Origin of the sequence: Xanthomonas sp. LMG 12461, assembly GCF_009192935.1 — a bacterium.
Taxonomy (GTDB): domain Bacteria; phylum Pseudomonadota; class Gammaproteobacteria; order Xanthomonadales; family Xanthomonadaceae; genus Xanthomonas_A; species Xanthomonas_A sontii.
Map to the genome: position 1 here is coordinate 1 of NZ_NQYT01000096.1, position 23,188 is coordinate 23,188.

Consider the following 23,188-nt stretch of genomic DNA (forward strand, 5'->3'; position numbering starts at 1 on the left):
ACGCAACAGGCCCGGCAATGCCGGGCCTGTTGCGTGCCGCTTTGCGCTGCCGAAGCAGCGGTTACAGCTGCGATTCCTGCACGCTGATCTTGAAGTGCTTGCGCATCGCATCGACGTAGGCCTTGGCATCGGCCTCGCCTTCGATCCGCGCCAGCTGCTGCTGGAACATCGTCTGCTGCTCGGCCGGCACCTTGCTCAGGTCGCCCGGCGTCACCTTGGTGACCGCAAACAGCGCATAGCGCTTGCCCACTATGCCCGGCGCGGCAGGCAGCTCGACCTTGCCCACCGAGGGCTTGCCGTCGGCCGGCTGCGGCGCGCTGAAGATCGCCTGGCTGGCCTGCGCGCTCGGCATCGGCACGTTGCGCGGCAGACCCGGCATCGGGTTGATCTGCAGCTTCTCCGCGCCGGCCAGGGCCTGCAGGGTCTCGCCCTTGCGCAAACGCTCCAGCAGTGCATCGGCCTTGGCAGCGGCCGCCTTGGCGGTGCGGTCGGCATGCACCGCGGCCACGACCTGCTCGTGCACCTTGGCCAGCGGCTGGATCTGTTCCGGCTGGTGCTGGGTCACGCGGATCAGCACGCTGTGGTTCGGCCCCAGGTTGATCGGGTCGCTGACCGTGCCGTCCTGCACCAGGGTGTCGGAGAACGCGGCGCGCAGCACCGCCGGCTGTGCGGCGATGCCACTGGCGGTGGCGCGCGAGAACGGCCCCAGCGTCTGCACCGGCAGTCCCACTTCCTTCGCCGCCGAAGCCAGCGCGGTCGGGTTCTTGTAGACCAGGTCCACCAGCTTGCCGCTCAGGTCGCTGAAGGCCTTCTCGCTGTCGGCCTTCAACTGCTCGCTGGCGAGCTGGTCGCGCACCTGCTCGAACGACTTGCCTTCGCCGCCCTTGACCTGGCGCAGCTGGATCACGTGATAGCCGAATTCGCTCTTCACCGGACCGACGATCTCGCCGGGCTTCATCGCGAACAGCGCGTCCTCGAACGGCTTCACCATCACGCCCTTCTCCACCCAGCCCAGATCGCCGCCGGCGTTCTTGGAACCAGGGTCATCGGAGTTGGCGCGGGCCAGCGCGGCGAAATCGGCGCCGGGCTGCTTGGCTTCGGCCGCCAGCTTGGCCGCCTTGGCCTCGGCCGCCTTCTGCGAGGCCGCGTCCTTGCCGGCGCTGATCAGGATGTGCGAAGCCAGCCGCTGATCGGGCTCGACGAAGCGCGCCTTCTCGTCGTCGTAGCGCTTGCGCAGCGTCGCCTCGTCGGCCGGCTTGACCGGCGGCAGGCTGGCCGCGTTGAGGTCGACGTACTCGATCGTCACGGTTTCCGGCTGCTTGAAGTCGGACTTGTGCGAGTCGTACCACTGCTGCACCTGCGCGTCGCTGACCGGTGCGGTGTCGGCCGGCATTTCCGGCAACAGCGCCATCTCCACGTCGCGGGTCTCGCCCAGCATCTTCAGCAGGCGCTCGGTTTCCGGCTTGGTGGCGAACGCCGATTCGGCGATGCCCGACGGAATCACCGACTGCTGCAGCGCGTCGCGCACCAGTTGCTGGAACATGGTCGGCGTACGCGGCGGCGTGCCCGAGGCCAGAGCCAGGCGGTAGCGCTCCGGATCGAACTTGCCGTCGTTCTGGAACGCAGGCATGGAGCTGATGTAATCGCGCACCGCGGCATCGCCGATGACCACGCCGGCGCGTTCTGCCGACAGCTTCGCCACCTGCTCGTCGATCAGCTGATCGAGCAGCTTGCGCTTGTTGTCGATGCTTTCGAACGCGCGCGGATCGAAGTTCTCGCCCTGCTGTTCGCGCGCCTGGATGCGCGCCTGCTCGAAGCGGGTACGGAACTGCTCCGTGCTCACTTCGTGGTGCTGCCACAGCAGCGACACCGGCCACCACGACGGCGCCGACGACCACCACGACGGCGGCGCCTGCACCTTGGCGACATTGTTGGCACCGACGCCACCGAGGTAGCTGTTGTCGATGACGAACAGGAACGGAATCATCAACAGACCGATGATCGCGGTGGCGATCCAGCCCGAGGTCTTTTCGCGAAGTTTCTGCAGCATTGGGAACCGACGGCCTATTGGCGAGCCGCGCAGTTTAACCCGCTTCACGCCTTGCGGCAGAACCGGCGGCCCGGCAACCCGCGCCGCTCATGCGTCGAGGCGGCGAATCCGGAGCGCATCGACGACCAAACCAGCGCACTGCGGAAAAAAAGAAACCCCCGATCGCTCGGGGGTTTCGCGTACAAATGGCGGAGTGGACGGGACTCGAACCCGCGACCTCCGGCGTGACAGGCCAGCATTCTAACCGACTGAACTACCACTCCGCGTTTGAACGGAGGCGGGCGCGAGGCCCGCTTTCCCGCAGCGACCGGGCCAACGCTGGCGCGTGGCGGCGACTGCGAGAAACGAAACCCCCGATCGCTCGGGGGCTTCGGTACAACTGGCGGAGTGGACGGGACTCGAACCCGCGACCTCCGGCGTGACAGGCCAGCATTCTAACCGACTGAACTACCACTCCGCTTTTGAAACTTGTCGCTCGGTGCTCTGGTGGGTGCTGAGGGTTTCGAACCCCCGACCCTCTCCGTGTAAAGGAGACGCTCTACCGCTGAGCTAAGCACCCTAGCGAGTCGATTAGTTTACGGCATCCTTCAGCGCTTTACCAGCCTTGAACGTCGGATTCTTCGACGCCGCGATCTTGATGGAGTCGCCGGTCTTCGGGTTGCGGCCGGTGCGCTCGGCACGGTCGCGCACCTGGAAGGTGCCGAAGCCCACGAGCGTGACGCTGTCGCCCTTCTTCAGGGCCTTGGTCACTTCCGACACGAAGGCGTCGATGGCACGACCGGCTTCGGCCTTGGAGATATCGGCGGCAGCGGCGATCGCGTCGTTCAGTTCGGCTTTATTCATTTCTTGATGACTCCATGTGCGGCAGAAGACCGCGGATTGAGGATCGGGTGTCGGCGTGGCCTGCCTCGCCTGGGCGAGACCCCGATGGATATGTTTTGCACTACCAAGCACGCCCGTTCGCGGTGCTCGCAAGCGCTGCATTTATACCAGCGGGCCCATACCCGCGCAAGCCGAAAAGCCAACAACGGCGCGGGTTTGAGCCGTTTGCGCGGGTGCGGTTCAGCGCGCGTCAGTGCTTGACGCGCGGGTTCGAGGATGCTTTCTGCTTGCGCCGCGACGGTGCCTGTTCGGCGTCGGCGGCTGGCTTGGGCGCGAGCGGACGCTCCAGTGCCAGATCCAGCACTTCGTCGATCCACTTCACCGGCACGATTTTCAGATCGCGGGTGACGTTCTCCGGGATGTCGGCCAGATCCTTGCGGTTCTCCTCGGGGATCAGCACGGTGCGGATGCCGCCGCGCAATGCGGCCAGCAGCTTCTCCTTGAGCCCGCCGATCGCCGAGACGCGGCCACGCAGGGTGATCTCGCCGGTCATCGCCACCTCCGACTTGACCGGCACCTTGGTCAGCATCGACACCAGCGAGGTCACCATCGCGATGCCGGCGCTGGGGCCGTCCTTGGGCGTGGCGCCGTCCGGCACGTGCAGGTGGACGTCGTGCTTCTGCAGGAAGTCCGCCTCGATGCCGAGCCGCTCGGCGCGCGAACGCACCACCGACAATGCGGCCGACGCCGATTCCTTCATCACGTCGCCGAGCTGGCCAGTCAGGATCACCGCGCCCTTGCCCGGAACCAGGGTCGATTCGATCTGCAGCAGATCGCCGCCGACCTCGGTCCAGGCCAGGCCGGTCACCAGGCCGATCTCGTTCTGCTCCTCGGCGCGACCGAAGTCGTAGCGGCGCACGCCCAGGTACTTGTCCAGGTTCTTCGCGCCGACGCTGACGCGCGCCTTGTCCTTGCGCGCGGCGGCCTTCTTCGCTGCGGCCTTCTTCGCCGGGGCGGCCGGCTGCGGACCGGCCAGGGCGATCTCCTTGACCACCTTGCGGCAGATCTTGGCCACTTCGCGCTCGAGGTTGCGCACGCCGGATTCGCGCGTGTAGTAGCGCACGATGTCGCGGATCGCGTCGGCACCGATCTCCAGCTCTTCCTGCTTCAGGCCATTGGCCTTGAGTTGCTTGGGCACCAGGTAGCGCGTCGCGATGTTGAGCTTCTCGTCCTCGGTGTAGCCGGGGATGCGGATCACTTCCATGCGGTCCAGCAACGGGCCGGGGATGTTCAGCGAATTGGAGGTCGCCACGAACATCACTTCGGACAGGTCCAGGTCCACTTCCAGGTAGTGGTCGTTGAAGGCGTTGTTCTGCTCGGGGTCGAGCACTTCCAGCAGCGCCGAGGACGGATCGCCGCGGAAATCCATCGACATCTTGTCGATCTCGTCGAGCACGAACAGCGGGTTCTTGCTGCCGACCTTGTTGAGGTTCTGCACGATGCGGCCCGGCATCGAGCCGACATAGGTGCGGCGATGGCCGCGGATCTCCGCCTCGTCGCGCACGCCGCCCAGCGACATGCGCACGAACTTGCGGTTGGTGGCCTTGGCGATGGACTGGCCCAGCGAGGTCTTGCCCACGCCCGGCGGTCCGACCAGGCACAGGATCGGCCCCTTCATCTGCTTCACCCGCGACTGCACCGCGAGGTATTCGAGGATGCGGTCCTTGACCTTCTCCAGGCCGTAGTGATCGGCGTCGAGGGTTTCCTGCGCGACCTTCAGGTCCTTGCGCACCTTGCTGCGCTTCTTCCACGGCACGCCCAGCAGCCAGTCGAGGTAGTTGCGCACCACCGCGGCTTCGGCCGACATCGGCGACATCTGCTTGAGCTTGTTGAGTTCGGCCTTGGCCTTGGTCTCGACCGGCTTGGGCATGCCGGCCTCGGCGATCTTGCGCGCCAGTTCCTCCAGCTCGCCCGGCGCATCGTCGAGGTCGCCCAGTTCCTTCTGGATCGCCTTCATCTGCTCGTTGAGGTAGTACTCGCGCTGGCTCTTCTCCATCTGCGACTTGACCCGGCCGCGGATGCGCTTTTCCAGCTGCTGCACGTCGATCTCGCCGTCGACCAGGCCGACCAGCATCTCCAGGCGCTCGCCCACTTCCAGCGTTTCCAGCAGGCGCTGCTTGTCGGCCAGGCGCACGCCGATGTGCGCGGCGATGGTGTCGGCCAGGCGGCCGGGCTCGTCGATGCCGGACAGGGTCTGCAGCAGCTCCGGCGGCAGCTTGCGGTTGGTCTTGACGTACTGCTCGAACAGCGACATCAGCGAGCGCGCGATCGCCTCGACTTCGCGCTCCTCGCGCGATTCGGCGGCATCGATCTCGCGGCCTTCGCCCTGCAGCGCGCCGTCGCGCTCGGCGACCTTGTCGACGCTGACCCGCGACAGGCCCTCGACCAGCACCTTGATGGTGCCGTCGGGCAGCTTCAGCAGTTGCAGCACCTGCGCCAGCGTGCCGACGTTGTACAAGTCGGCCGCCGCCGGGTCGTCGGTCTCGGCGGACTTCTGCGCGACCAGCAGGATGCGCTTGTCGGCCTCCATCGCGTGCTCGAGCGCGCGCATGGATTTGTCGCGACCGACGAACAGCGGGATGACCATGTGCGGAAAGACCACGACGTCGCGCAACGGCAGGACCGGCAGGTCGAGGACTTCGGATTGGGACTGGGCCATGAGGATTCCGATTTGGGAGGCGGGAACGCGATGCGGGCGGCCATAAAAACGCCGATGGCCCCGTTATGGGGCCATCGGCTGGACGATGCAAGGGGAGCGCATAACCCCTTTATGTTTCAGCGACTTACCGGCAGGCACGGGGCGCGCGACGGGGTCGCCGCGCACCGCCCGCCCGGGTCACTCCGCGGAGGCGACCTTCGGCGCCGCCGGCGGGGTCTGGTAGATCAGGTACGGCTCGGACTTGTGCTCGATCACCGACTCGTCCACCACCACCTTGCTGACGTTTTCCTGCGACGGCAGCTCGTACATCGTGTCCAGCAGCACCGACTCGACGATGGTGCGCAGGCCGCGCGCGCCGGTCTTGCGCTTGAGCGCCTTCTTGGCGATGGCCAGCAGCGCGTCCTGGCGGAACTCCAGCTCCACGCCTTCCATCTCGAACAGCTTCTTGAACTGCTTGGTGATGGCGTTCTTCGGCTCGGTCAGGATCTTGATCAGCGCCGGCTCGTCCAGTTCCTCGAGCGTGGCGACCACCGGCAGGCGGCCGACGAACTCGGGGATCAGGCCGAACTTGATCAGGTCTTCCGGCTCGACGTCGGCCAGGATCTTGCCGACCTCGCGCTTGCGCTCGGAGCTCTTCACCTTGGCACCGAAGCCGATGCCGCCGGCGTCGTTGGAGCGCTGCTGGATCACCTTGTCCAGGCCGGCGAACGCGCCGCCGCAGATGAACAGGATGTTCTTGGTGTCCACCTGCAGGAATTCCTGCTGCGGATGCTTGCGCCCGCCCTGCGGCGGCACCGAGGCGACCGTGCCTTCGATCAGCTTCAGCAGCGCCTGCTGCACGCCTTCGCCGGACACGTCGCGGGTGATCGACGGGTTCTCGCTCTTGCGCGAGATCTTGTCGATCTCGTCGATGTAGACGATGCCCTGCTGCGCCTTGTCGACGTCGTAGTCGCACTTCTGCAGCAGCTTCTGGATGATGTTCTCCACGTCCTCGCCGACGTAGCCGGCCTCGGTCAGCGTGGTCGCATCGGCGATGGTGAACGGCACGTTGAGCAAGCGCGCCAGCGTCTCGGCCAGCAGCGTCTTGCCCGAGCCGGTCGGACCGACCAGCAGGATGTTGGACTTGGCCAGTTCGACCTCGTCGTTCTTCTGCCGGCTCTCGATGCGCTTGTAGTGGTTGTACACGGCCACGGCGAGCGTGCGCTTGGCGCGCTGCTGGCCGATCACGTACTGGTCGAGCACTTCCAGGATCTCGCGCGGCTTGGGCAGGCTGCTGCGTGCCGACTGCGCCTTCTCCTCGAGCTCCTCGCGGATGATGTCGTTGCACAACTCGACGCATTCGTCGCAGATGAACACGCTGGGCCCGGCGATCAGCTTACGGACCTCGTGTTGACTCTTGCCGCAGAACGAGCAGTACAGGATCTTGTTGCTGTCGCCGGAACGGCCTTGCCGGTCTTCGCTCATTGCTTCGCTTACCCAGTTACCCCACCCGATGAACGGGGGTTCGATTTCGAGAATAGCACAGGGCCGGGAGGACGCTAGCCCGACCCCGGCCCTGCGGAATACGCTGCGTTTTGCAGTACATGCAAGCCTTATGCCGGCTGGATGGACTCATCCGGACGACGCTCCAGGACCTGGTCGACGAGGCCGTAGGCCTGCGCGTCGACGGCGCTCTTGAAGTTGTCGCGCTCGGTGTCGCGGGCGATGGTTTCCAGCGACTGGCCGGTGTGCTTGGCCAGGATTTCGTTCAGCCGCGCGCGCAGCGTCAGGATCTCGCGGGCGTGGATGTCGATGTCGGTGGCCTGGCCCTGGAAGCCGCCCAGCGGCTGGTGGATCATCACCCGCGAGTTCGGCAGCGCATAGCGCTTGCCGGCCGCGCCCGACGCCAGCAGCAGCGCGCCCATCGAGGCGGCCTGGCCGACGCAGATGGTGCTCACGTCCGGCTTGATGTACTGCATGGTGTCGTAGATCGCCATGCCGGCGGTGACCACGCCACCCGGCGAATTGATGTAGATGCTGATGTCCTTCTCCGGATTGTCCGCTTCCAGGAACAGCAGCTGAGCCACGATCACATTGGCCATGTGGTCGTCGATCGGGCCGACCAGGAAGATCAGGCGCTCCTTCAGCAGGCGCGAATAGATGTCGTAGGCGCGCTCGCCGCGGCTGGTCTGTTCGACCACCATCGGAACCAGATTCAAGGCCTTGGTCACATTGTCCACGCGGTGATCTCCTGCTGCTCGGGGTCCGTCCCTGCACGGGGGTGTGCAGGGCTTCGCATCGTATTGAGTCCCGCCGCCGCGGGGAGGTGAAACGGGATCCGCGTCGCGCAGGTCGGCTGCGCAACGCGGCGGAGCGTCGTCTTATTGACGGATCGCGTCCTGGAACGACATCGCCTGCTCGGTGTGCTGGGCGCGCTCGGCGATCCAGTCGATCACCTGCTCTTCCATCACACGGCTCTGCAGTCCCCCCATCAATTGGGGATCGTTGCGGTACATCTCAATGACCTGCTCGGGCTCTTCGTAGGTCGAGGCGATCAGGCGCAGCGTCTCCGAGACCCGCTTCGGGTCCAGGCGCAGTTCGTTGCGGCGGGCGACCTCGCCGACCAGCAGGCCGACCAGCACGCGCTTGCGCGCGGCGTCCATGAAGCCCTGATGGGCGTCGTCCGGCACCTGGCCCGGGTCGCGGCCCGAACGGCGCATCTGCTCGACCTGCTGCGCCAGCATGGCGCGCGCTTCGTTCTCGACCAGGCGCGGCGGCATTTCGACCGAGGCGTAGGCGGCGATCAGTTGCTCGCCGACTTCGCGACGCAGGCGGTTCATCAGCGCGCCCTTGAGCTCGCGCTCGAGGTTGATGCGGATGTCCTTGCGGAACTGCTCGGCATCGCCGCTCTTGACGCCGAAGCTCTTGATGAACTCCTTGTCCACCTCCGGCAGCACCGGCGCGGCCACGTCGACCGCCTTCACGTGGACCTGGACCTGCTTGCCGGCGAACTGCGGCACGCGCCAGTCGGCCGGGAAGTCGACGGTCAGGGTCTTCTCTTCGTCCTTGGACAGGCCGACCAAGCCCTGCTCGATCGCCGGGAACATGACGCCCGAGCCGATCACGCTGCTGCCCTTCTCCACGCCCTCGGCCGGCAGGCGCTCGTCGCCGACCTGCGACCAGGTCTCCAGGGTCACCAGGTCGCCGTCCTGCGCCGGACGCGCGGCCGGCTGCCAGGTACGACGCTGCAGGCGCAGGTTCTCGATCATCTGCTCGATGTCGGCATCGGTGACCTCGGCGGTATGGCGGATCACCTGCAGCGTCGAGACGTCGATGTCGCCGAAGTCCGGCACCACCTCGAAGGTGGCCACGAACTGCAGTTCGTTGTCGCCGGCACGGTCGATGCGCGGGTTGCCGGCCAGGCGCAGTTCGTGCTCGCGCACGGCCGAGTCGAAGGTCTCGCGCAGCAGGCCGTCCAGCGCCTCGGCGCGGATCTGCGGCCCGAACCGCTGCTCGATCACCTTGGCCGGAATCTTGCCCGGACGGAAGCCCTTGATCCGCGCGGTGCGCGCGACTTCGCGCAGGCGGCCGCCGACATGGGTTTCCAGGCGATCCTCCGGCAGGGTGAAGGTCAGACGCCGTTCCAGGGTACCGGTGGTTTCGATCGAAGCTTGCATGTGGACTCCTGCCACCGGGAGCCCACGGCTCTCGGCACGATATAGAAAAGTACGGGTTGGCGCGGGCACGGGACAGCCGCCGCAGCCGGATAGTTTCGCCTATTCCCGCGGCGCCTGCCAGCGCAGGGCCGGGAGGCCGCCGTGGCGACGCCGAACCCGCCATCGCCACAAGGGGCCATCGGGGGCTGGATGGTGCGAAAGAGGGGACTCGAACCCCTACGCCTTGCGGCACTGGTACCTAAAACCAGGGCGTCTACCAATTCCGCCACTTTCGCGCTGCGGCGCCGGAAGGCGCCTGCCGGCACATTGTTGCAGGCCGGCCGGCAAAGAAAAAGGCACCTGCCGGAGCAGGTGCCTTTCGTTTTGGTGGGCCGTCAAGGATTCGAACCTTGGACTTATGCCATCTGCGGATGGATACCCCAACGCCGGCCTGGATGGCCTCGCTCCCGAGCCCTTGATCCGGCTATCCCCTGAAGGCCGCGCCTTCACGACCATCGCGGCGGTCTTTGGGGAGCCGCACGGCGATGGCCATGCTTTACTCGCGCGGTCGCTCGCTGGAAGCCCCCGTGTCGGCTAGGATTGGCGATCGAAGGCCCAGGCGGATCAAGGAATGAAGGGGGGCGCTTGACTTTTCGCAACGAAGTCAGTTGTAGAAAAATAACTCCAAGGTTATCCTGATGACCTGGGTCGTTGAACTGCTCACCGAGGCCCAGGAATTTTTCGACGGACTCTCGGGAAATGAACAAATTAAGGTGGCTGGGGCAATGCAGCTCCTTGCGGCTAAGGGACCAACTCTGGGCCGTCCACACGTGGATCGCATACACCGTTCACGACACCACAACATGAAGGAGCTTCGTGTTCAGTGCGCGGACAAGCAGTTCCGCATCTTCTTTGCGTTCGACACAAAGCGTCGAGGGATCTTGCTCGTCGGCGGCGACAAGATCGCCTACGGCGTTGATGAGTTCTACGAGGAATTCATCCCCATTGCGGATGATCTACTTGATGCCCATCTAGACAAAACGAATGCGGCCGATATGGCCAGCAAAGTCGTCGCCAAGAAAACCAAGGGAAGAAGACAACAATGAGTACCATGCGCCTGGAAGATTTCCTGAGTGCACGCGGCCTTCAGGGCCACGCCGATGTGCAGCAAGCATTTCAAGATGCGCTGCGAAGCCTACCCTTGGCCGCGCTTCGGGAAGCTGCTGGCCTCACACAAAAAGAAATCGCCACACAGCTTGGCAAGTCTCAAGCTGCGGTATCGAAGTTCGAGGGTCGCGGCGACTTCCTACTCTCCACCCTCTTCCAGTATGTGCAAGCTCTTAGCGGCACCGTTGACCTGAGCATTAGCTTGGGCCGCTCCAGCTTTACTCTTAGCCCAACGGAGGATGACGGAGACGTCTACTTCAGGCTAGCCCAAAAAGAGCTTGCTCCGGCTGCTGCAATCACGAAAAGAGAGGGCAGCGTTGCATACATCTGGGCTCAGAGCCAAAACCTTGATTCGCGTCAATCAACCGCACGCAGATCGGGATACAGCTCCATGCCAAACCGCGCTGGGTATACCCAAGCTAATGAAGCACTGACGCAACTAGCAGCGAACGATGAAGCCGAGCCCATTGCAGCTTGACGCCCCTGAGTACACGATCGTCAGCGTACGAGCGATACCCAGCATTGGCCAAAGTGTCGTAGACGAGCCTCTACCGATCGTCGTCCGCGCCCAGGTCATGTACGACTCTGACGGATCCCATTTCGCCATGCTAAGCATCGATCAAAGCGATGACAGCAGGCCTTATGTAATCTCGTTGCAAGTTCTTGTGACCTTTCGCATCGACGTTGACGGTTGCCGACAGGCCTACAAAAGCGCGTTCAACCCTGAGGTTGTAGCCGTAAACGTAGCGCGTATCCTCTACTCTGGCGCTCGAGAGATGCTGGCCCTAGTGTCCTCTCGCGCACCATATGGCACAGCGCTACTCCCAAGCGTGATGCTGGAACCTTCTGACGTTGAGATGCTCTTTGAGACAGACAAGCTTGAAGATATCTTGCAGAAGAGCTTTGGGGTCGATCCCTCGATGATGGAAGCAGCTCGCGCTAAAGCAGAAGCAGTCGAAAGCTCCCGCAAGAAGGAGGCGCGAACGCTGGCGACAAAGAAGCCAGCCACCAAGCGGAAAACTGAAGCGAGCTAGAAAAAGAGAGGGGCCGCGCAAGCGGCCCTCTCTTTTTCCACCAAAAAATAGGGTTCGACTCGGCTCCGCGAGCCAGTTGGCGCGCTCTACGGGTTACTGCGGCGGTTTAGTCTGCGGAGACTTGATCACATAGGAGGTGATGTATTCGCCGTTGCTGCCGTAGACGACCAAGATGGTGGTGTTGGCGTCCCGGTACACCACGAGCGCTTGGCAACACATGATCGCTATGGCGCTCGAGGAGAAGGTGATCGACGCCGAAACGCGGTCCGACCTGCATGGCCTGAAGCATCGCGACATCACCGACACCCCCGGCAACCGGGGCGACAAGCAGGACGCCGCGGGACACGCAAACCCGGAGACGACAAACCGGTACGCCCACGACCTACCGCTGGTGCCGCCGCCGACGCGCAAGTAGTGCACACCCGGAGTATTTTTCCCGGGAATTTCCCCGGCGCATAGAAAAACAGCCACTTGGCTTGCGCTAAGTGGCTGTTTTATTTGGTGGGCCGTCAAGGATTCGAACCTTGGACCTATTGATTAAGAGTCAACTGCTCTACCAACTGAGCTAACGGCCCTGAAACTGAGTCGCACATTCTATGTGCTTTTTTGCTTCGTTGCAACACCCCGCGAAGCATCGGGTCACGCGATCAATGGGGTGGCTGAGGGGACTCGAACCCCCGACATCTGGAATCACAATCCAGTACTCTAACCAACTGAGCTACAGCCACCATTGAAACCTTGCATCTCCTGCCCGGCGCCATGTGGCGCGCCCGACAGGAATCGAACCTGTAACCGCCGGCTTAGAAGGCCGGTGCTCTATCCAGTTGAGCTACGGGCGCCCTGGCTGGATTGTCGCATTCCTTTCCGCCGTTGGACATCGGATTGGTCGGGGTAGAGGGATTCGAACCCCCGACATCCTGCTCCCAAAGCAGGCGCGCTACCAGACTGCGCTATACCCCGGCGGAACATCCCTCGCGGCCAAGGCCGGAAAGGTCGGCTATTGTGGGAAGCTTGCGGCCCGCTGTCAACGTCGCATGCACGCAACATCGCCTGCGCTATGCTCACGGCTTGCCATCGGCATCGGCCGAGAGCCATTTTGAAGGAGAAAACAGCATGCTTCGCAGCGGCAACCCCGCCCTGAAGGAATCCACCTTCCTCGATCTGCACAGCGGCAACGTGGTCTCGCCCGGCAACGGCACGGTCGTCGCGCGCGACAGCGGTGCGATGACCCTGAACGGCACCGCCAACAAGACCGGCATCCTGTTGATGCTGACAGCGCTCACCGCCGTATTCGCCTGGAGCCAGTCGGTTTCGATCGATGCCGCGGGCAACGCGATGATCGCTCCTGGCGTGGCCGGCTACGCGCTGGGCGGCCTGATCGGCGGCTTCATCCTGGCCCTGATCACGATCTTCAAGAAGGAATGGTCGCCGATCACCGCGCCGCTGTACGCGCTGGTGGAAGGCTTTTTCCTGGGATCGATCTCGGCGATGTACGAAGTGCGCTTCAACGGCATCGTGCTGCAGGCCGTGCTGCTGACCTTCGGCACCCTGTTCGCGATGCTGTTCGCCTACCGCAGCGGCATGATCAAGGCCACCGAGAACTTCAAGCTGGGCGTGGTCGCGGCGACCGGCGGCATCGCGTTGGTGTACCTGGCCACGATGGTGCTTGGCTTCTTCAACATCCAGATCCCCTACATCCACGCCTCCGGCACGGTCGGCATCCTGTTCAGTCTGTTCGTGGTGGTGGTGGCGGCACTGAACCTGGTGCTGGATTTCGACTTCATCGAGAGCGGCGTCGAACAGGGCGCGCCCAAGTACATGGAGTGGTACGGCGCGTTCGGCCTGATGGTCACGCTGGTGTGGCTGTACCTGGAGTTCCTGCGCCTGCTGTCGAAGTTGCAGTCGCGGAATTGAAGCCGGGAGTCGGGAATCGGGATTGGGGAATCGCAAGAGCGGCTCCCCTTGATCGATGAGCGGGCTTGGCTTCAGACAAGTTTCCGAGCAAAAGAAAGGGCGCCCTGGGGCGCCCTTTCTTTATTTCTGCGATCTTCCGGACGCTCAGAGGCGGCTGGCGATGGCCTTGGCGAAGCCCATGGTGTTGCCGCTGCCGCCCAGGTCCGGGGTCAGCCCGTCCTTGGCTTCCAGGGTGGCGACGATGGCGTTGCGCAGGCGCTCGGCGTTCTGCGGCTGGCCGATATGGTCCAGCAACTGCGCCGCGCCCAGCAGCAGCGCGCACGGGTTGGCCTTGCCCTGCCCGGCGATGTCCGGGGCCGAGCCGTGCACGGCTTCGAAGATCGCCGCGTCCACGCCGATGTTGGCGCCCGGGGCCAGGCCCAGGCCGCCGACCAGGCCGGCGCACAGGTCCGACAGGATGTCGCCGAACAGGTTGGTGGTGACGATGATGTCGAACTGCTCCGGGCGCATCACCAGCTGCATGCAGGCGTTGTCGACGATCATTTCCTGGAACTCGATCTCCGGGTAGTTCGCCGCCACGTCGCGCGCCACCTTCAGGAACAGGCCCGAGGTGGACTTGATGATGTTGGCCTTGTGCACCGCGGTGACCTTCTTGCGGCCGGTCGCGCGGGCCAGGTCGAAGGCGTAGCGGACGATGCGCTCGGAGCCCTTGCGGGTCACCTTGGCCATCGACAGCGCGGTCTCGCCGTCGGCGGACACTTCCTGGCCTTCGCTCAGGTAGGCGCCTTCGGTGTTCTCGCGCACGGTGATCAGGTCCACGCCGGCGCCGAAGCGCGACTTGGTGTTCGGGAACGACTTGGCCGGACGCACGTTGGCGTACAGGTCGAACTGGCGGCGCATGGCCACGTTGATCGAGCTGAAGCCCTCGCCCACCGGCGTGGTCAGCGGGCTCTTCAGCGCCACCTTGTTCTTGCGGATCGACTCCAGCGTGGCGGCCGGCAGCAGGTCGCCGTGCTTCTCCAGCGCCACCAGGCCCGCATCGGCGTATTCGTAGGTGAGGCCGGCGTTCAGCGCGTCGAGCACGAACAGCGTGGCGTCCATGATCTCCGGGCCGATGCCATCGCCACGGATGACCGTGATTGTCTGCGTCATAGGGTTGCGGTTTCCGTACAAGAGGGGGGAGCGCCGCCCGGGAACCGGGGCTGCAGGCGCAAGGAGGTTTCAGCGGTAATTATGCCCGAAGCCGGTGAAGGCGCCCAAAACCGGACGGCCGCCGGCGCAGGCGCCGGTGGCCATCAGGGCAGCCCGAAGCGGCTCAGTCGTGCGCGTGCTGCGCCGGGGCGGCGGTCTCGCCGGCCTCCAGCGTGTCGAGGAAGTCCACGGCGCGGCGCAGGTGCGGGATCACGATGGAACCGCCGACCACCAGGCCCACCGAGAAGGTCTCGAAGAACTCCTCGCGGCTGACCCCGGCCTCCTTGCACTGGGCCACGTGGTAGCTGATGCAGTCGTCGCAGCGCAGCACCAGCGAGGCGACCAAGCCGAGCAGTTCCTTGGTCTTCACGTCCAGCGCGCCGGCCTGGTAGGTCTGGGTGTCGAGCGCGAAGAAGCGCCGCACCACCTGGTTCGGCTCGGCCAGGATGCGCTGGTTCATGCGCTGGCGGAACTCGGTGAACGCGCGGACCCGGTCCTCCCCGGAGACGCCGCCCTCGCCCGTCGCAGCGCCGCTCACGCCTGCGCCTCGGGGGCGTGGCCGTCGAGCAGCGGCTCCAGCTTGCCGGCGCGGTGCAGCGCCATCATGTCGTCGTAGCCGCCGACGTGGACGTCGCCGACGAAGATCTGCGGCACGCTGGTGCGCCGCGCCAGCGCGACCATCTTCTCGCGCTCGGCCGGGTCCAGGTCGATCCGCACCTCGTTCCAGCTGCGGCCCTTGCTCTTGAGGAAGTTCTTGGCCGCCACGCAATACGGGCAGATCGCGGTGGAATAGAGGGTGATCGGCGGGCCGCCGGCGTGGCCGGTGTCGGCAGTTGGGTTGTCCACGGGAAACTCCGGGCGGTGTAGAAGGTCCAAGCCACTATGGTAGCGGCCGGGTGGATTTTCGAGGCCGCTGCCGCAACACTGCGAATCATCCCGGATTCACCGTCGTCCCGGCCGCCACCCGGCGTCCGCCTGCCCCTGGAGCCTGTCTTGCGCCTGCTGCCGCTCGCCTTCGCGATCACCCTGGCCACCGCCTGCGCCGTGGCGCCGGCCCAGGAGAACAAGCTGCCGGACATCGGCTCCTCGGCCGGCGAGCTGCTGACCCCGGCGCGCCAGGCCGAGTACGGCAAGATGATGCTGGCCGAGCTGCGCAGCTACGGCTACGTGCTCGAGGACCCGCTGATCGACGACTGGCTGCAGACCATGGGCACCCGGCTCGGCGCCAACAGCGACCAGCCGCAGCAGAAGTTCACCTTCTTCATGCTGCGCGACCGCCAGATCAACGCCTTCGCCACCCTCGGCGGCTACGTGGCGGTCAACGCCGGGTTGGTACTGACCGCCGAGCGCGAGGACGAGGTGGCCGCGGTGCTGTCGCACGAGATCGCCCACGTCACCCAGCAGCACGTGCTGCGCGGGGTCGAGCGGGCGCAGCGCGACCAGATCCCGATCCTGCTCGGCATGCTCGCCGCGGTGGTCGCGGCGCAGCAGGCCGGCGGGCGTTCCAGCGGCGACGCCACCCAGGCGGCGATCGCCAGCGGCCTGGGGCTGATGCAGCAGCGGCAGATCGACTACACCCGCTCCAACGAATCGGAGGCCGACCGTCTGGGCATCCGCACCCTGGCGCGCAGCGGCTACGACGTCGACGCGATGGCCGGCTTCTTCGAGCGCATGTCGCTGGCGATGCGCGGCAACCAGGGCGGCTACAGCACTCCCGACTTCCTGATGACCCACCCGGTCACCACCACCCGCATCAGCGAGGCGCGCGAGCGCGCCGAGCAGATGAAGAAGAACACCCTGACCCTGACCACCAGCGTGCCCGGCGGCACCCTGAAGGAGCGGGTCGATCCGAACGACGTGTCGCTGAGCCAGCCGCTGGGCGCGCCCAGCAACCCACTGCTGCCCGGCGGCCTGCAACTGCCGTTCGCCAACTACGCGCGCGGCCCCAGCGGCCAGTTCGAATGGGCCCGAGAGCGGCTGCGGGTGTTCAGCGCCAACACCCCGGCCGATGCGATCCGCGAGTACGAAGGCCTGCGCCAGGGCAGCAAGCAGGGCCTGAGCGATGCCCAGCGCTATGGCCTGGCGCTGGCCCGGCTGCGTGCCGGCGGCAGTGCGCAGGAGGTCGCGCAGACGCTGGAAAGCCTGCTGCAGGCGCACCCGGACAACTGGTGGCTGACCGTGGCGGTGGCCGAGGCCGAGGCCAAGGCCGGCCGCAACCAGGCCGCCGACCAGCGCTTCGAGGCGCTGGTCAAGCGCATGCCCAGCAACCGGGCGGTGGCGCTGAGCTATGCGACCGCCCTCAACGAACAGGGCGGCCGCCAGGCCGGCCAGCGCGCCCAGGCGGTGCTGCGGCCGCTGCTCGGGGCCGCCGCGGAGGATCCGGTGTTCCAGCGCACCTTCGCCCGTGCCTGCGAACTGGCCGGCGACGACACCCGGGCCGGCGAGGCGTATGCCGAGGCGGCCTACCTGAACGGGCATCCGGAGCAGGCCCTGATCCAGCTGAGCAACCTGAAGAAGCGCAGCGACCTGGACTACGTGGCACGCGCGCGCATCGACGCCCGCATCGCCGCGATCACCCCGACGGTGCTGGAACTGCGCCGCCAGGGCGTGCAGGACCCGGACATGCAACGGCGCTGAAACGCGCCCGTGTCAGCCGTCACTCAAACGTAATAAAACCGTAGTCTACTGGCGACCTTCCTCCCCAGTTCCACGGTGCCGTTGTGCAGAAACGCATCCTGATCGTCGACGACGAGCCGGCCATCCGCGACATGGTCGCGTTCGCCCTGCGCAAGGGCGACTTCGAGCCGGTGCACGCCGGCGATGCCCGCGAGGCGCAGACCTCGATCGCCGACCGGGTCCCGGACCTGATCCTGCTGGACTGGATGCTGCCCGGCACCAGCGGCCTGGAACTGGCCCGGCGCTGGCGCAAGGATGCGATGACCCGCGAAGTGCCGATCATCATGCTCACCGCCCGCGGCGAGGAGAACGACCGCGTCGGCGGCCTGGAGGCCGGCGTCGACGACTATGTGGTCAAACCGTTCTCGGCACGCGAGCTGCTGGCGCGGATCCGCGCGGTGATGCGTCGCACCCGCGAGGACGACGAGGACGGCAGCGTCTCGGTCGGCAGCCTGCGCATCGACGGCGCCGCGCACCGGGTGTTCGCCGGCGAGGCGCCGGTGCCGATCGGCCCGACCGAGTACCGCCTGCTGCACTTCTTCATGACCCATCCCGAACGCGTCTACAGCCGCGCGCAATTGCTCGATCACGTCTGGGGCGGCAGCGTCTACGTGGAAGAGCGCACCATCGACGTGCACATCCGCCGCCTGCGCAAGACGCTGGAGCCGTTCTCGGTGGAAAACATGGTGCAGACCGTCCGCGGTTCCGGCTATCGCTTCTCTGCGTCCATCTGACCGCCGCCTTCGCCTGCTATAACGGCGGACGGATCACGATCCTTTGCGACAGAGTGCGTTCCCGATGCCCCGCCACATCCGCTCCGCCTGGTTGAAGACCCTCGGCACGCTCGCCGGCCTGCTGTTGCTGGCGTTGCTGATCGGCTGGATCGGCGGCCATGTGTGGATGGCGCTGACCCTGATGTCGCTGGGGGTGATGGGCTGGCACTACTGGCGGCTGCGGCGGGTGCTGCGGCGGCTGACCGCGCGCCAGCGCTGGGAGCCGCCGGCCGGCACCGGCGTGTGGAACGAACTGGACCGGCTGCTGTACCGCAGCCAGGCGGAAATGCGCGTGCGCAAGCGGCGCCTGCTGGACATGCTGCGCGCCTACCGCGCCGCCGCCGCGGCGCTGCCGGATGCGGTGGTGGTGGTGGACCGCAACAGCCAGCGCATCCAGTGGTTCAACGAGGCGGCCGGCACCCTGCTCGGCCTGCGCCACCCCGGCGACCTCGGCGCGCCGGTGGTGGAGCGGCTGCAGCCGATGCCGCTGGCGCACTGGCTCAGCGGCGGCCGCAACGCCGAGCCGATGCTGGACATGCCCTCCCCGGTCGACGACCGTCTGCGCCTGAACCTGCGCCTGATCCCCTATTCCGACGACCACTGGCTGCTGGTCGCGCGCGACGTCAGCAAGCTGCTGCAACTGGAGCAGGTGCGCCGCGATTTCGTCGCCAACGTCTCGCACGAGTTGCGCACGCCGCTGACCGTGGTCCACGGCTACCTGGACATGCTCGACCCGGAGGACTTTCCGGATTCGGGGCCGATGATCGCCGAGATGCGCAAGCAGTCGCAACGCATGACCCAGCTGGTCGAGGATCTGCTGACCCTGTCGCGGCTGGAATCGCAGGAACACGCCAACGAGGAGTCGATCGCGATGGCGCCGATGCTGGCCACGCTGCGCCGCGAGGCCGAGGCGCACAGCCAGGGCCGGCACCGCATCGAGGTCCACGACGAGGCCGATTGCGACCTGGTCGGCTCCAACAAGGAACTGCACAGCGCCTTCTCCAATCTGGTCACCAACGCGGTGCGCTACACCGCGGCCGGCGGCACCATCCGCATCACCTTCGCCCGCGAGGGCGATGGCGCGGTGCTGGCGGTGCGCGACAGCGGCTACGGCATTCCCGCGCATCACCTGCCGCGGATCACCGAGCGCTTCTACCGCGTCTCCAGCAGCCGCTCGCGCGAGAGCGGCGGCACCGGCCTGGGCCTGTCGATCGTCAAGCACGTGCTCGGCCTGCACCAGGCGCGGCTGGAGATCGAGAGCGAAGTCGGCAAGGGCAGCACCTTCTCCTGCCACTTCGGCGCCGGGCGCGTGCATCCGCGGCACGACCATGCCACCCTGACCTCCGCCTAACGAGAGACACCATGCCCCGCCGCGCCCCTGCCCTGCCGCCCACGCCGCCCCCGGACATTCCCAGCGACCCGCTGCGCGACCCCGCGCTGTACATCAACCGCGAGCTGTCGCAACTGGACTTCAACTTCCGCGTGCTGGCGCAGGCGCAGGATCCGCAGGTGCCGTTGCTGGAGCGGCTGCGTTTCCTGTGCATCTCCTGCACCAACCTCGACGAGTTCTTCGAGATCCGCGCCGCCACCGTGCGCCACGCGCAGGAATTCGGGCTGCCGCCGGCACCGGACGGGATGAGCCCCAACGCCATCCTCACCTCGATCCACGACCGCGCCGCGCAACTGGTCGACCAGCAGTACCGCTGCTGGAACGAGGTGCTGCGCCCGGCGCTGAAGGACGCCGGCATCGGCGTGCTCGGCCGGCATTCCTGGAACGCGCGGCAGAAGCGCTGGCTGCGCGCCTACTTCCGCAACGAGATCATGCCGGTGCTGTCGCCGCTGGGCCTGGACCCGGCGCATCCGTTCCCGAAGATCCTCAACAAGTCGCTGAACATCGTGGTGGTGCTCAAAGGCACCGACGCGTTCGGCCGCGTCGGCCACCTGGCGATCGTGCGCGCGCCGCGCTCGCTGCCGCGCATCATCCAGTTGCCGGAAAGCCTGGCCGAGGGCGGCCAGAGCTTCGTGTTCCTGTCCTCGGTGCTGTCCACCTTCGTCGACGAGCTGTTCCCGGGCATGGAGGTGATGGGCTCCTACCAGTTCCGCGTCACCCGCAACTCGGAACTGGTGGTGGACGAGGAGGAAGTGGAGAATCTGGCGCTGGCGCTGCGCGACGAACTGGTCAACCGCGGCTACCGGCCGGCGGTGCGGCTGGAGATCGCCGAGGACTGCCCGAAGTCGATCGTGCGCACCCTGCTGCAGAACTTCGAACTGCCGGAAAACGCGGTCTACCGGATCAACGGCCCGGTCAACCTGAGCCGGGTCAACCAGGTCTACGACCTGGTGCAGCGCCCGGACCTGAAGTATCCGCCGATGAACCCGCGCACGCTGCGCGACAGCGAAGGCATCTTCGAGATCGCCGCCGCCGGCGACGTGTTGCTGCACCACCCGTTCGACGCCTTCACCGCGGTGCTGGACCTGATCAAGCAGGCCGCGATCGACCCCAACGTGCTGGCGATCAAGCAGACCCTGTACCGCACCGGCAAGGACTCGGCGATCGTCGATGCGCTGGTGCTGGCCGCGCGCAACGGCAAGGACGTCACCGTGGTGGTGGAACTGCGCGCGCGCTTCGATGAAGAGGCCAACCTGGGCCTGGCCGACCGCCTGCAGGAAGCCGGCGTGCAGGTGGTGTACGGCGTGGTCGGCTACAAGACCCACGCCAAGATGCTGCTGATCGTGCGCCGCGAGGGCCGCAAGCTGCGCCGCTACGTGCACCTGGGCACCGGCAACTACCACAGCGGCACCGCGCGCGCCTACACCGACCTGAGCCTGATCACCTCCGACGTGGACATCGGCAACGACGTGCACCTGCTGTTCCAGCAGTTGTCCGGGCTGGCGCCGAAGATCCGCCTCAAGCGCCTGCTGCAATCGCCCTTCACCCTGCACCCGGGCGTGCTGCACCGGATCGAGCGCGAGACCAAGCTGGCGCATGCCGGCCGCCCGGGCCGCATCATCGCCAAGATGAACGCGCTCAACGAGCCGCAGGTGATCCGCGCGCTGTACGCGGCCTCGCAGGCCGGGGTCAAGATCGACCTGATCGTGCGCGGCGCCTGCACCCTGCGCCCGGGCGTGCCGGGCGTCTCCGACAACATCCGGGTGCGCTCGATCGTCGGCCGCTTCCTCGAGCACAGCCGGGTCTACTGGTTTGGCAACGACGGTGCGCCGGAACTGTTCTGCGCCAGCGCCGACTGGCTGGAACGCAACCTGCTGCGGCGCGTGGAGACCGGCTTCCCGATCCTGGATCCGGACCTGGTCAAGCGCATCCACCGCGAGGTGCTGCAGAACTACCTGGCCGACAATCTCAACGCCTGGGAACTGGACGCCGACGGCAACTACCGCAAGCTGGCCCCGGGCCAGGACCAGCCGCCGCATTCGGCGCAGCTGGCCCTGCTCGACGGGCTCTGAGCACACCGCGGCGCAGCGCCAACGGCGCGCGCCGCGCATCGGCTACCATTCCGCCATGCCTGCCACCTCCCCCACTCATCCGCCGCTGCGCGACGGCGACCTGCTGGCCGCCATCGACCTGGGTTCCAACAGCTTCCACATGGTCATCGCCCGCTACCAGCTCGGGCAGTTGCGGGTGGTGGACCGCCTGCGCGAGACCGTGCGCATGGCCGACGGCCTGGACAACAAGGGCGGACTGTCCACCGAGGCGCGACAGCGCGCGCTGGAATGCCTGGCACGCTTCGGCCAGCGCCTCCGCGACCTGCCCTCGCTGCGGGTGCGCGCGCTGGCGACCAACACCGTGCGTCAGCTGCGCTCGCCGCAGACCTTCCTGATTCCCGGCGAAACCGCGCTGGGCCATCCGATCGAAGTGGTCAGCGGCCGCGAGGAAGCGCGCCTGATCTACCTCGGCGTGGCCCATGCGCAGCCGCCCAAGCCGGACGAACGCCGCCTGGTGATCGACATCGGCGGCGGCTCCACCGAGTTCATCATCGGCAGCGGCTTCCAGACCCTGGAACGCGAGAGCCTGCAGGCCGGCTGCATCGCCAGCACGCGGCGCTTCTTCCCGGGCGGCAAGCTGTCCAAGAAGAAGTGGAAGGACGCGCTGACCGAGATCGGCGCCGAGTTCCAGCAGTTCGCCGGGCAGTACCGTGCGCTGGGCTGGCACGAGGCGCTGGGCTCGTCGGGCACGCACAAGGCGATCGGCGAGATCTGCGCGGCGATGAAGCTGACCAAGGGCGCGATCACCGCCGAGGCGCTGCCGCAGTTGCGCGACCGCCTGCTGCTGGCCAAGCGCATCGAGGACATCGACCTGCCCGGCCTGTCCGCCGACCGCCGGCCGATCATCGCCGGCGGCGTGCTGGTGCTGGAGGCGGCATTCCAGGCCCTGGGCCTGCAACGGCTGATGGTGAGCAAGGCGGCCATGCGCGAAGGCATCCTCTACGACATGCTCGGCCGCGGCGGCGAGAACGATCCGCGCGAAACCGCGATCGCCGCGCTCACCCAGCGCTACGGCATCGACGAAGCGCAGGCCGCGCGCGTGGAGCACACCGCGATGGCGCTGTTCGAGCAGGTCGCCGGCGACTGGGCGCTGGATGCCGACGACGCGCGCATGCTCGGCTGGGCCGCGCGCCTGCACGAACTCGGCCAGGCCATCGCGCACAGCCAGTACCACGTGCACGGCGCCTACGTGCTGGAGCACTCGGACATCGCCGGCTTCTCGCGGCAGGAGCAGCAGGTGTTGGCCACGCTGGTGCGCACGCACCGCCGCAACGTCTCCAAGACCGCGTTCGACGCGCTGCCCGACCGCCTGTTGCTCAACGCCAAGCGCAAGGCCGCGCTGCTGCGCCTGGCGGTGCTGCTGCACCGCGCGCACGAGGCCGACCCGATCCCGGCGCTGGAACTGAAGGCCGACGGCGCCAACCTGCACCTGATCCTGTCGCAGCCGTGGATCGAGTCGCGGCCGTTGCAGCGTGCCGACCTGATCGGCGAGGTCGAGGGCATGGCCGGGTTGGGGATCAATTTCCGTCCATTTGTCGCTTGAAGGCCGGGATTCGGGACGGCAGCTGCCTGTTATACACATCTCCGAGCCCACGTGACAGACTGAACGCGCGTATGCGGTCTTCTGCATGCCAGATACTTGTTTCATGAATATGAACGTGGCCTTCGTCAGACAGACCACATCTGACCGTGTCTACTGACACACA

The 23,188-nt window shown here is 66.3% G+C and carries 19 protein-coding genes and 8 tRNA genes; 10 read left to right on the top strand and 17 right to left on the bottom strand.

The annotated features are described in order from the left end of the window. Positions 1-61 precede the first annotated feature (61 nt). The 10 genes from CEK68_RS19715 to CEK68_RS19760 form a co-directional block, all read right to left on the bottom strand. Positions 62-2,050, bottom strand: coding sequence for a peptidylprolyl isomerase (locus CEK68_RS19715; protein WP_152240400.1), 1,989 nt, complete (start codon positions 2,048-2,050; stop codon positions 62-64). Positions 2,051-2,236: 186 nt separating this feature from the next. Next, positions 2,237-2,313: transfer RNA gene (locus CEK68_RS19720), tRNA-Asp, on the bottom strand. 117 nt (positions 2,314-2,430) lie between these two features. Continuing rightward, a tRNA-Asp gene (locus CEK68_RS19725) sits at positions 2,431-2,507 on the bottom strand. 27 nt (positions 2,508-2,534) lie between these two features. Beyond that, a tRNA-Val gene (locus CEK68_RS19730) sits at positions 2,535-2,609 on the bottom strand. An 11-nt stretch (positions 2,610-2,620) separates the two neighbouring features. Then, a complete protein-coding gene (locus CEK68_RS19735) occupies positions 2,621-3,034 on the bottom strand; it encodes an HU family DNA-binding protein (protein ID WP_157835168.1) in 414 nt (137 codons plus the stop codon). 88 nt (positions 3,035-3,122) lie between these two features. Beyond that, positions 3,123-5,591 (bottom strand): endopeptidase La, encoded by a 2,469-nt coding sequence (gene lon, locus CEK68_RS19740; protein ID WP_152240401.1) that lies wholly within the window; start codon positions 5,589-5,591, stop codon positions 3,123-3,125. Positions 5,592-5,768: 177 nt separating this feature from the next. Beyond that, positions 5,769-7,055: an ATP-dependent Clp protease ATP-binding subunit ClpX gene (gene clpX, locus CEK68_RS19745; RefSeq protein WP_017907830.1), complete on the bottom strand. Its 1,287-nt coding sequence runs from the start codon at positions 7,053-7,055 to the stop codon at positions 5,769-5,771. 128 nt (positions 7,056-7,183) lie between these two features. Continuing rightward, the gene (clpP, locus tag CEK68_RS19750; RefSeq protein WP_017907831.1) at positions 7,184-7,810 is read right to left on the bottom strand and encodes an ATP-dependent Clp endopeptidase proteolytic subunit ClpP; all 627 of its coding nucleotides are present in this window, start codon (positions 7,808-7,810) and stop codon (positions 7,184-7,186) included. A 141-nt stretch (positions 7,811-7,951) separates the two neighbouring features. Next, positions 7,952-9,247, bottom strand: a complete 1,296-nt coding sequence (gene tig, locus CEK68_RS19755; protein ID WP_150410614.1) for a trigger factor — start codon at positions 9,245-9,247, stop codon at positions 7,952-7,954. Positions 9,248-9,437: 190 nt separating this feature from the next. Beyond that, a tRNA-Leu gene (locus CEK68_RS19760) sits at positions 9,438-9,522 on the bottom strand. A 402-nt stretch (positions 9,523-9,924) separates the two neighbouring features. Between CEK68_RS19760 and CEK68_RS19765 the strand changes: the two genes are divergently transcribed. The 4 genes from CEK68_RS19765 to CEK68_RS19780 all read left to right on the top strand — a co-directional run bounded on the left by CEK68_RS19765 (position 9,925) and on the right by CEK68_RS19780 (position 11,842). Continuing rightward, on the top strand, positions 9,925-10,332 hold the full coding sequence (locus CEK68_RS19765) for a type II toxin-antitoxin system RelE/ParE family toxin (RefSeq protein ID WP_152240402.1): 408 nt from the start codon (positions 9,925-9,927) through the stop codon (positions 10,330-10,332). 5 nt (positions 10,333-10,337) lie between these two features. Next, complete coding sequence (locus CEK68_RS19770; protein ID WP_193314258.1) at positions 10,338-10,871, top strand: helix-turn-helix domain-containing protein; 534 nt, start codon at positions 10,338-10,340, stop codon at positions 10,869-10,871. Positions 10,872-10,998: 127 nt separating this feature from the next. Beyond that, entirely contained in the window at positions 10,999-11,427 is a 429-nt protein-coding gene (locus CEK68_RS19775; protein ID WP_193314259.1) for a hypothetical protein, read from the top strand. A 226-nt stretch (positions 11,428-11,653) separates the two neighbouring features. Continuing rightward, a complete protein-coding gene (locus tag CEK68_RS19780) occupies positions 11,654-11,842 on the top strand; it encodes a hypothetical protein (protein ID WP_226977971.1) in 189 nt (62 codons plus the stop codon). Between the two features lie 84 nt (positions 11,843-11,926). Here CEK68_RS19780 and CEK68_RS19785 read toward each other — a convergent pair. From CEK68_RS19785 to CEK68_RS19800, 4 genes are all read right to left on the bottom strand, one after another. Further along, positions 11,927-12,002, bottom strand: a tRNA-Lys gene (locus tag CEK68_RS19785). A 76-nt stretch (positions 12,003-12,078) separates the two neighbouring features. Further along, positions 12,079-12,155, bottom strand: a tRNA-His gene (locus tag CEK68_RS19790). A 34-nt stretch (positions 12,156-12,189) separates the two neighbouring features. Next, positions 12,190-12,266: transfer RNA gene (locus tag CEK68_RS19795), tRNA-Arg, on the bottom strand. Positions 12,267-12,310: 44 nt separating this feature from the next. Continuing rightward, positions 12,311-12,387: transfer RNA gene (locus CEK68_RS19800), tRNA-Pro, on the bottom strand. A 153-nt stretch (positions 12,388-12,540) separates the two neighbouring features. Here CEK68_RS19800 and CEK68_RS19805 point away from each other — a divergent pair. Further along, complete coding sequence (locus CEK68_RS19805; RefSeq protein WP_017917385.1) at positions 12,541-13,341, top strand: Bax inhibitor-1/YccA family protein; 801 nt, start codon at positions 12,541-12,543, stop codon at positions 13,339-13,341. A 144-nt stretch (positions 13,342-13,485) separates the two neighbouring features. Here the strand turns inward: CEK68_RS19805 and CEK68_RS19810 are convergent, their stop codons facing one another. The 3 genes from CEK68_RS19810 to grxC form a co-directional block, all read right to left on the bottom strand. Continuing rightward, a complete protein-coding gene (locus CEK68_RS19810) occupies positions 13,486-14,493 on the bottom strand; it encodes an isocitrate dehydrogenase (RefSeq protein WP_017907834.1) in 1,008 nt (335 codons plus the stop codon). Between the two features lie 163 nt (positions 14,494-14,656). Then, entirely contained in the window at positions 14,657-14,992 is a 336-nt protein-coding gene (locus CEK68_RS19815) for a carboxymuconolactone decarboxylase family protein (RefSeq protein WP_226977973.1), read from the bottom strand. Between the two features lie 74 nt (positions 14,993-15,066). Beyond that, positions 15,067-15,378 (bottom strand): glutaredoxin 3, encoded by a 312-nt coding sequence (grxC, locus tag CEK68_RS19820; protein WP_017914029.1) that lies wholly within the window; start codon positions 15,376-15,378, stop codon positions 15,067-15,069. Positions 15,379-15,525: 147 nt separating this feature from the next. Here grxC and CEK68_RS19825 point away from each other — a divergent pair, with 147 nt between their 5' ends. The 5 genes from CEK68_RS19825 (at position 15,526) to ppx (ending at position 23,025) form a co-directional block, all read left to right on the top strand. Continuing rightward, complete coding sequence (locus CEK68_RS19825; protein ID WP_017907837.1) at positions 15,526-17,169, top strand: M48 family metalloprotease; 1,644 nt, start codon at positions 15,526-15,528, stop codon at positions 17,167-17,169. A gap of 83 nt (positions 17,170-17,252) precedes the next feature. Then, positions 17,253-17,942: a phosphate regulon transcriptional regulator PhoB gene (gene phoB, locus CEK68_RS19830; protein WP_017907838.1), complete on the top strand. Its 690-nt coding sequence runs from the start codon at positions 17,253-17,255 to the stop codon at positions 17,940-17,942. 64 nt (positions 17,943-18,006) lie between these two features. After that, entirely contained in the window at positions 18,007-19,332 is a 1,326-nt protein-coding gene (gene phoR / locus CEK68_RS19835) for a phosphate regulon sensor histidine kinase PhoR (protein WP_017907839.1), read from the top strand. 11 nt (positions 19,333-19,343) lie between these two features. Next, complete coding sequence (gene ppk1 / locus CEK68_RS19840) at positions 19,344-21,443, top strand: polyphosphate kinase 1 (RefSeq protein WP_152240407.1); 2,100 nt, start codon at positions 19,344-19,346, stop codon at positions 21,441-21,443. Between the two features lie 55 nt (positions 21,444-21,498). Further along, a complete protein-coding gene (ppx, locus tag CEK68_RS19845; RefSeq protein ID WP_148828562.1) occupies positions 21,499-23,025 on the top strand; it encodes an exopolyphosphatase in 1,527 nt (508 codons plus the stop codon). Positions 23,026-23,188: the final 163 nt, after the last annotated feature.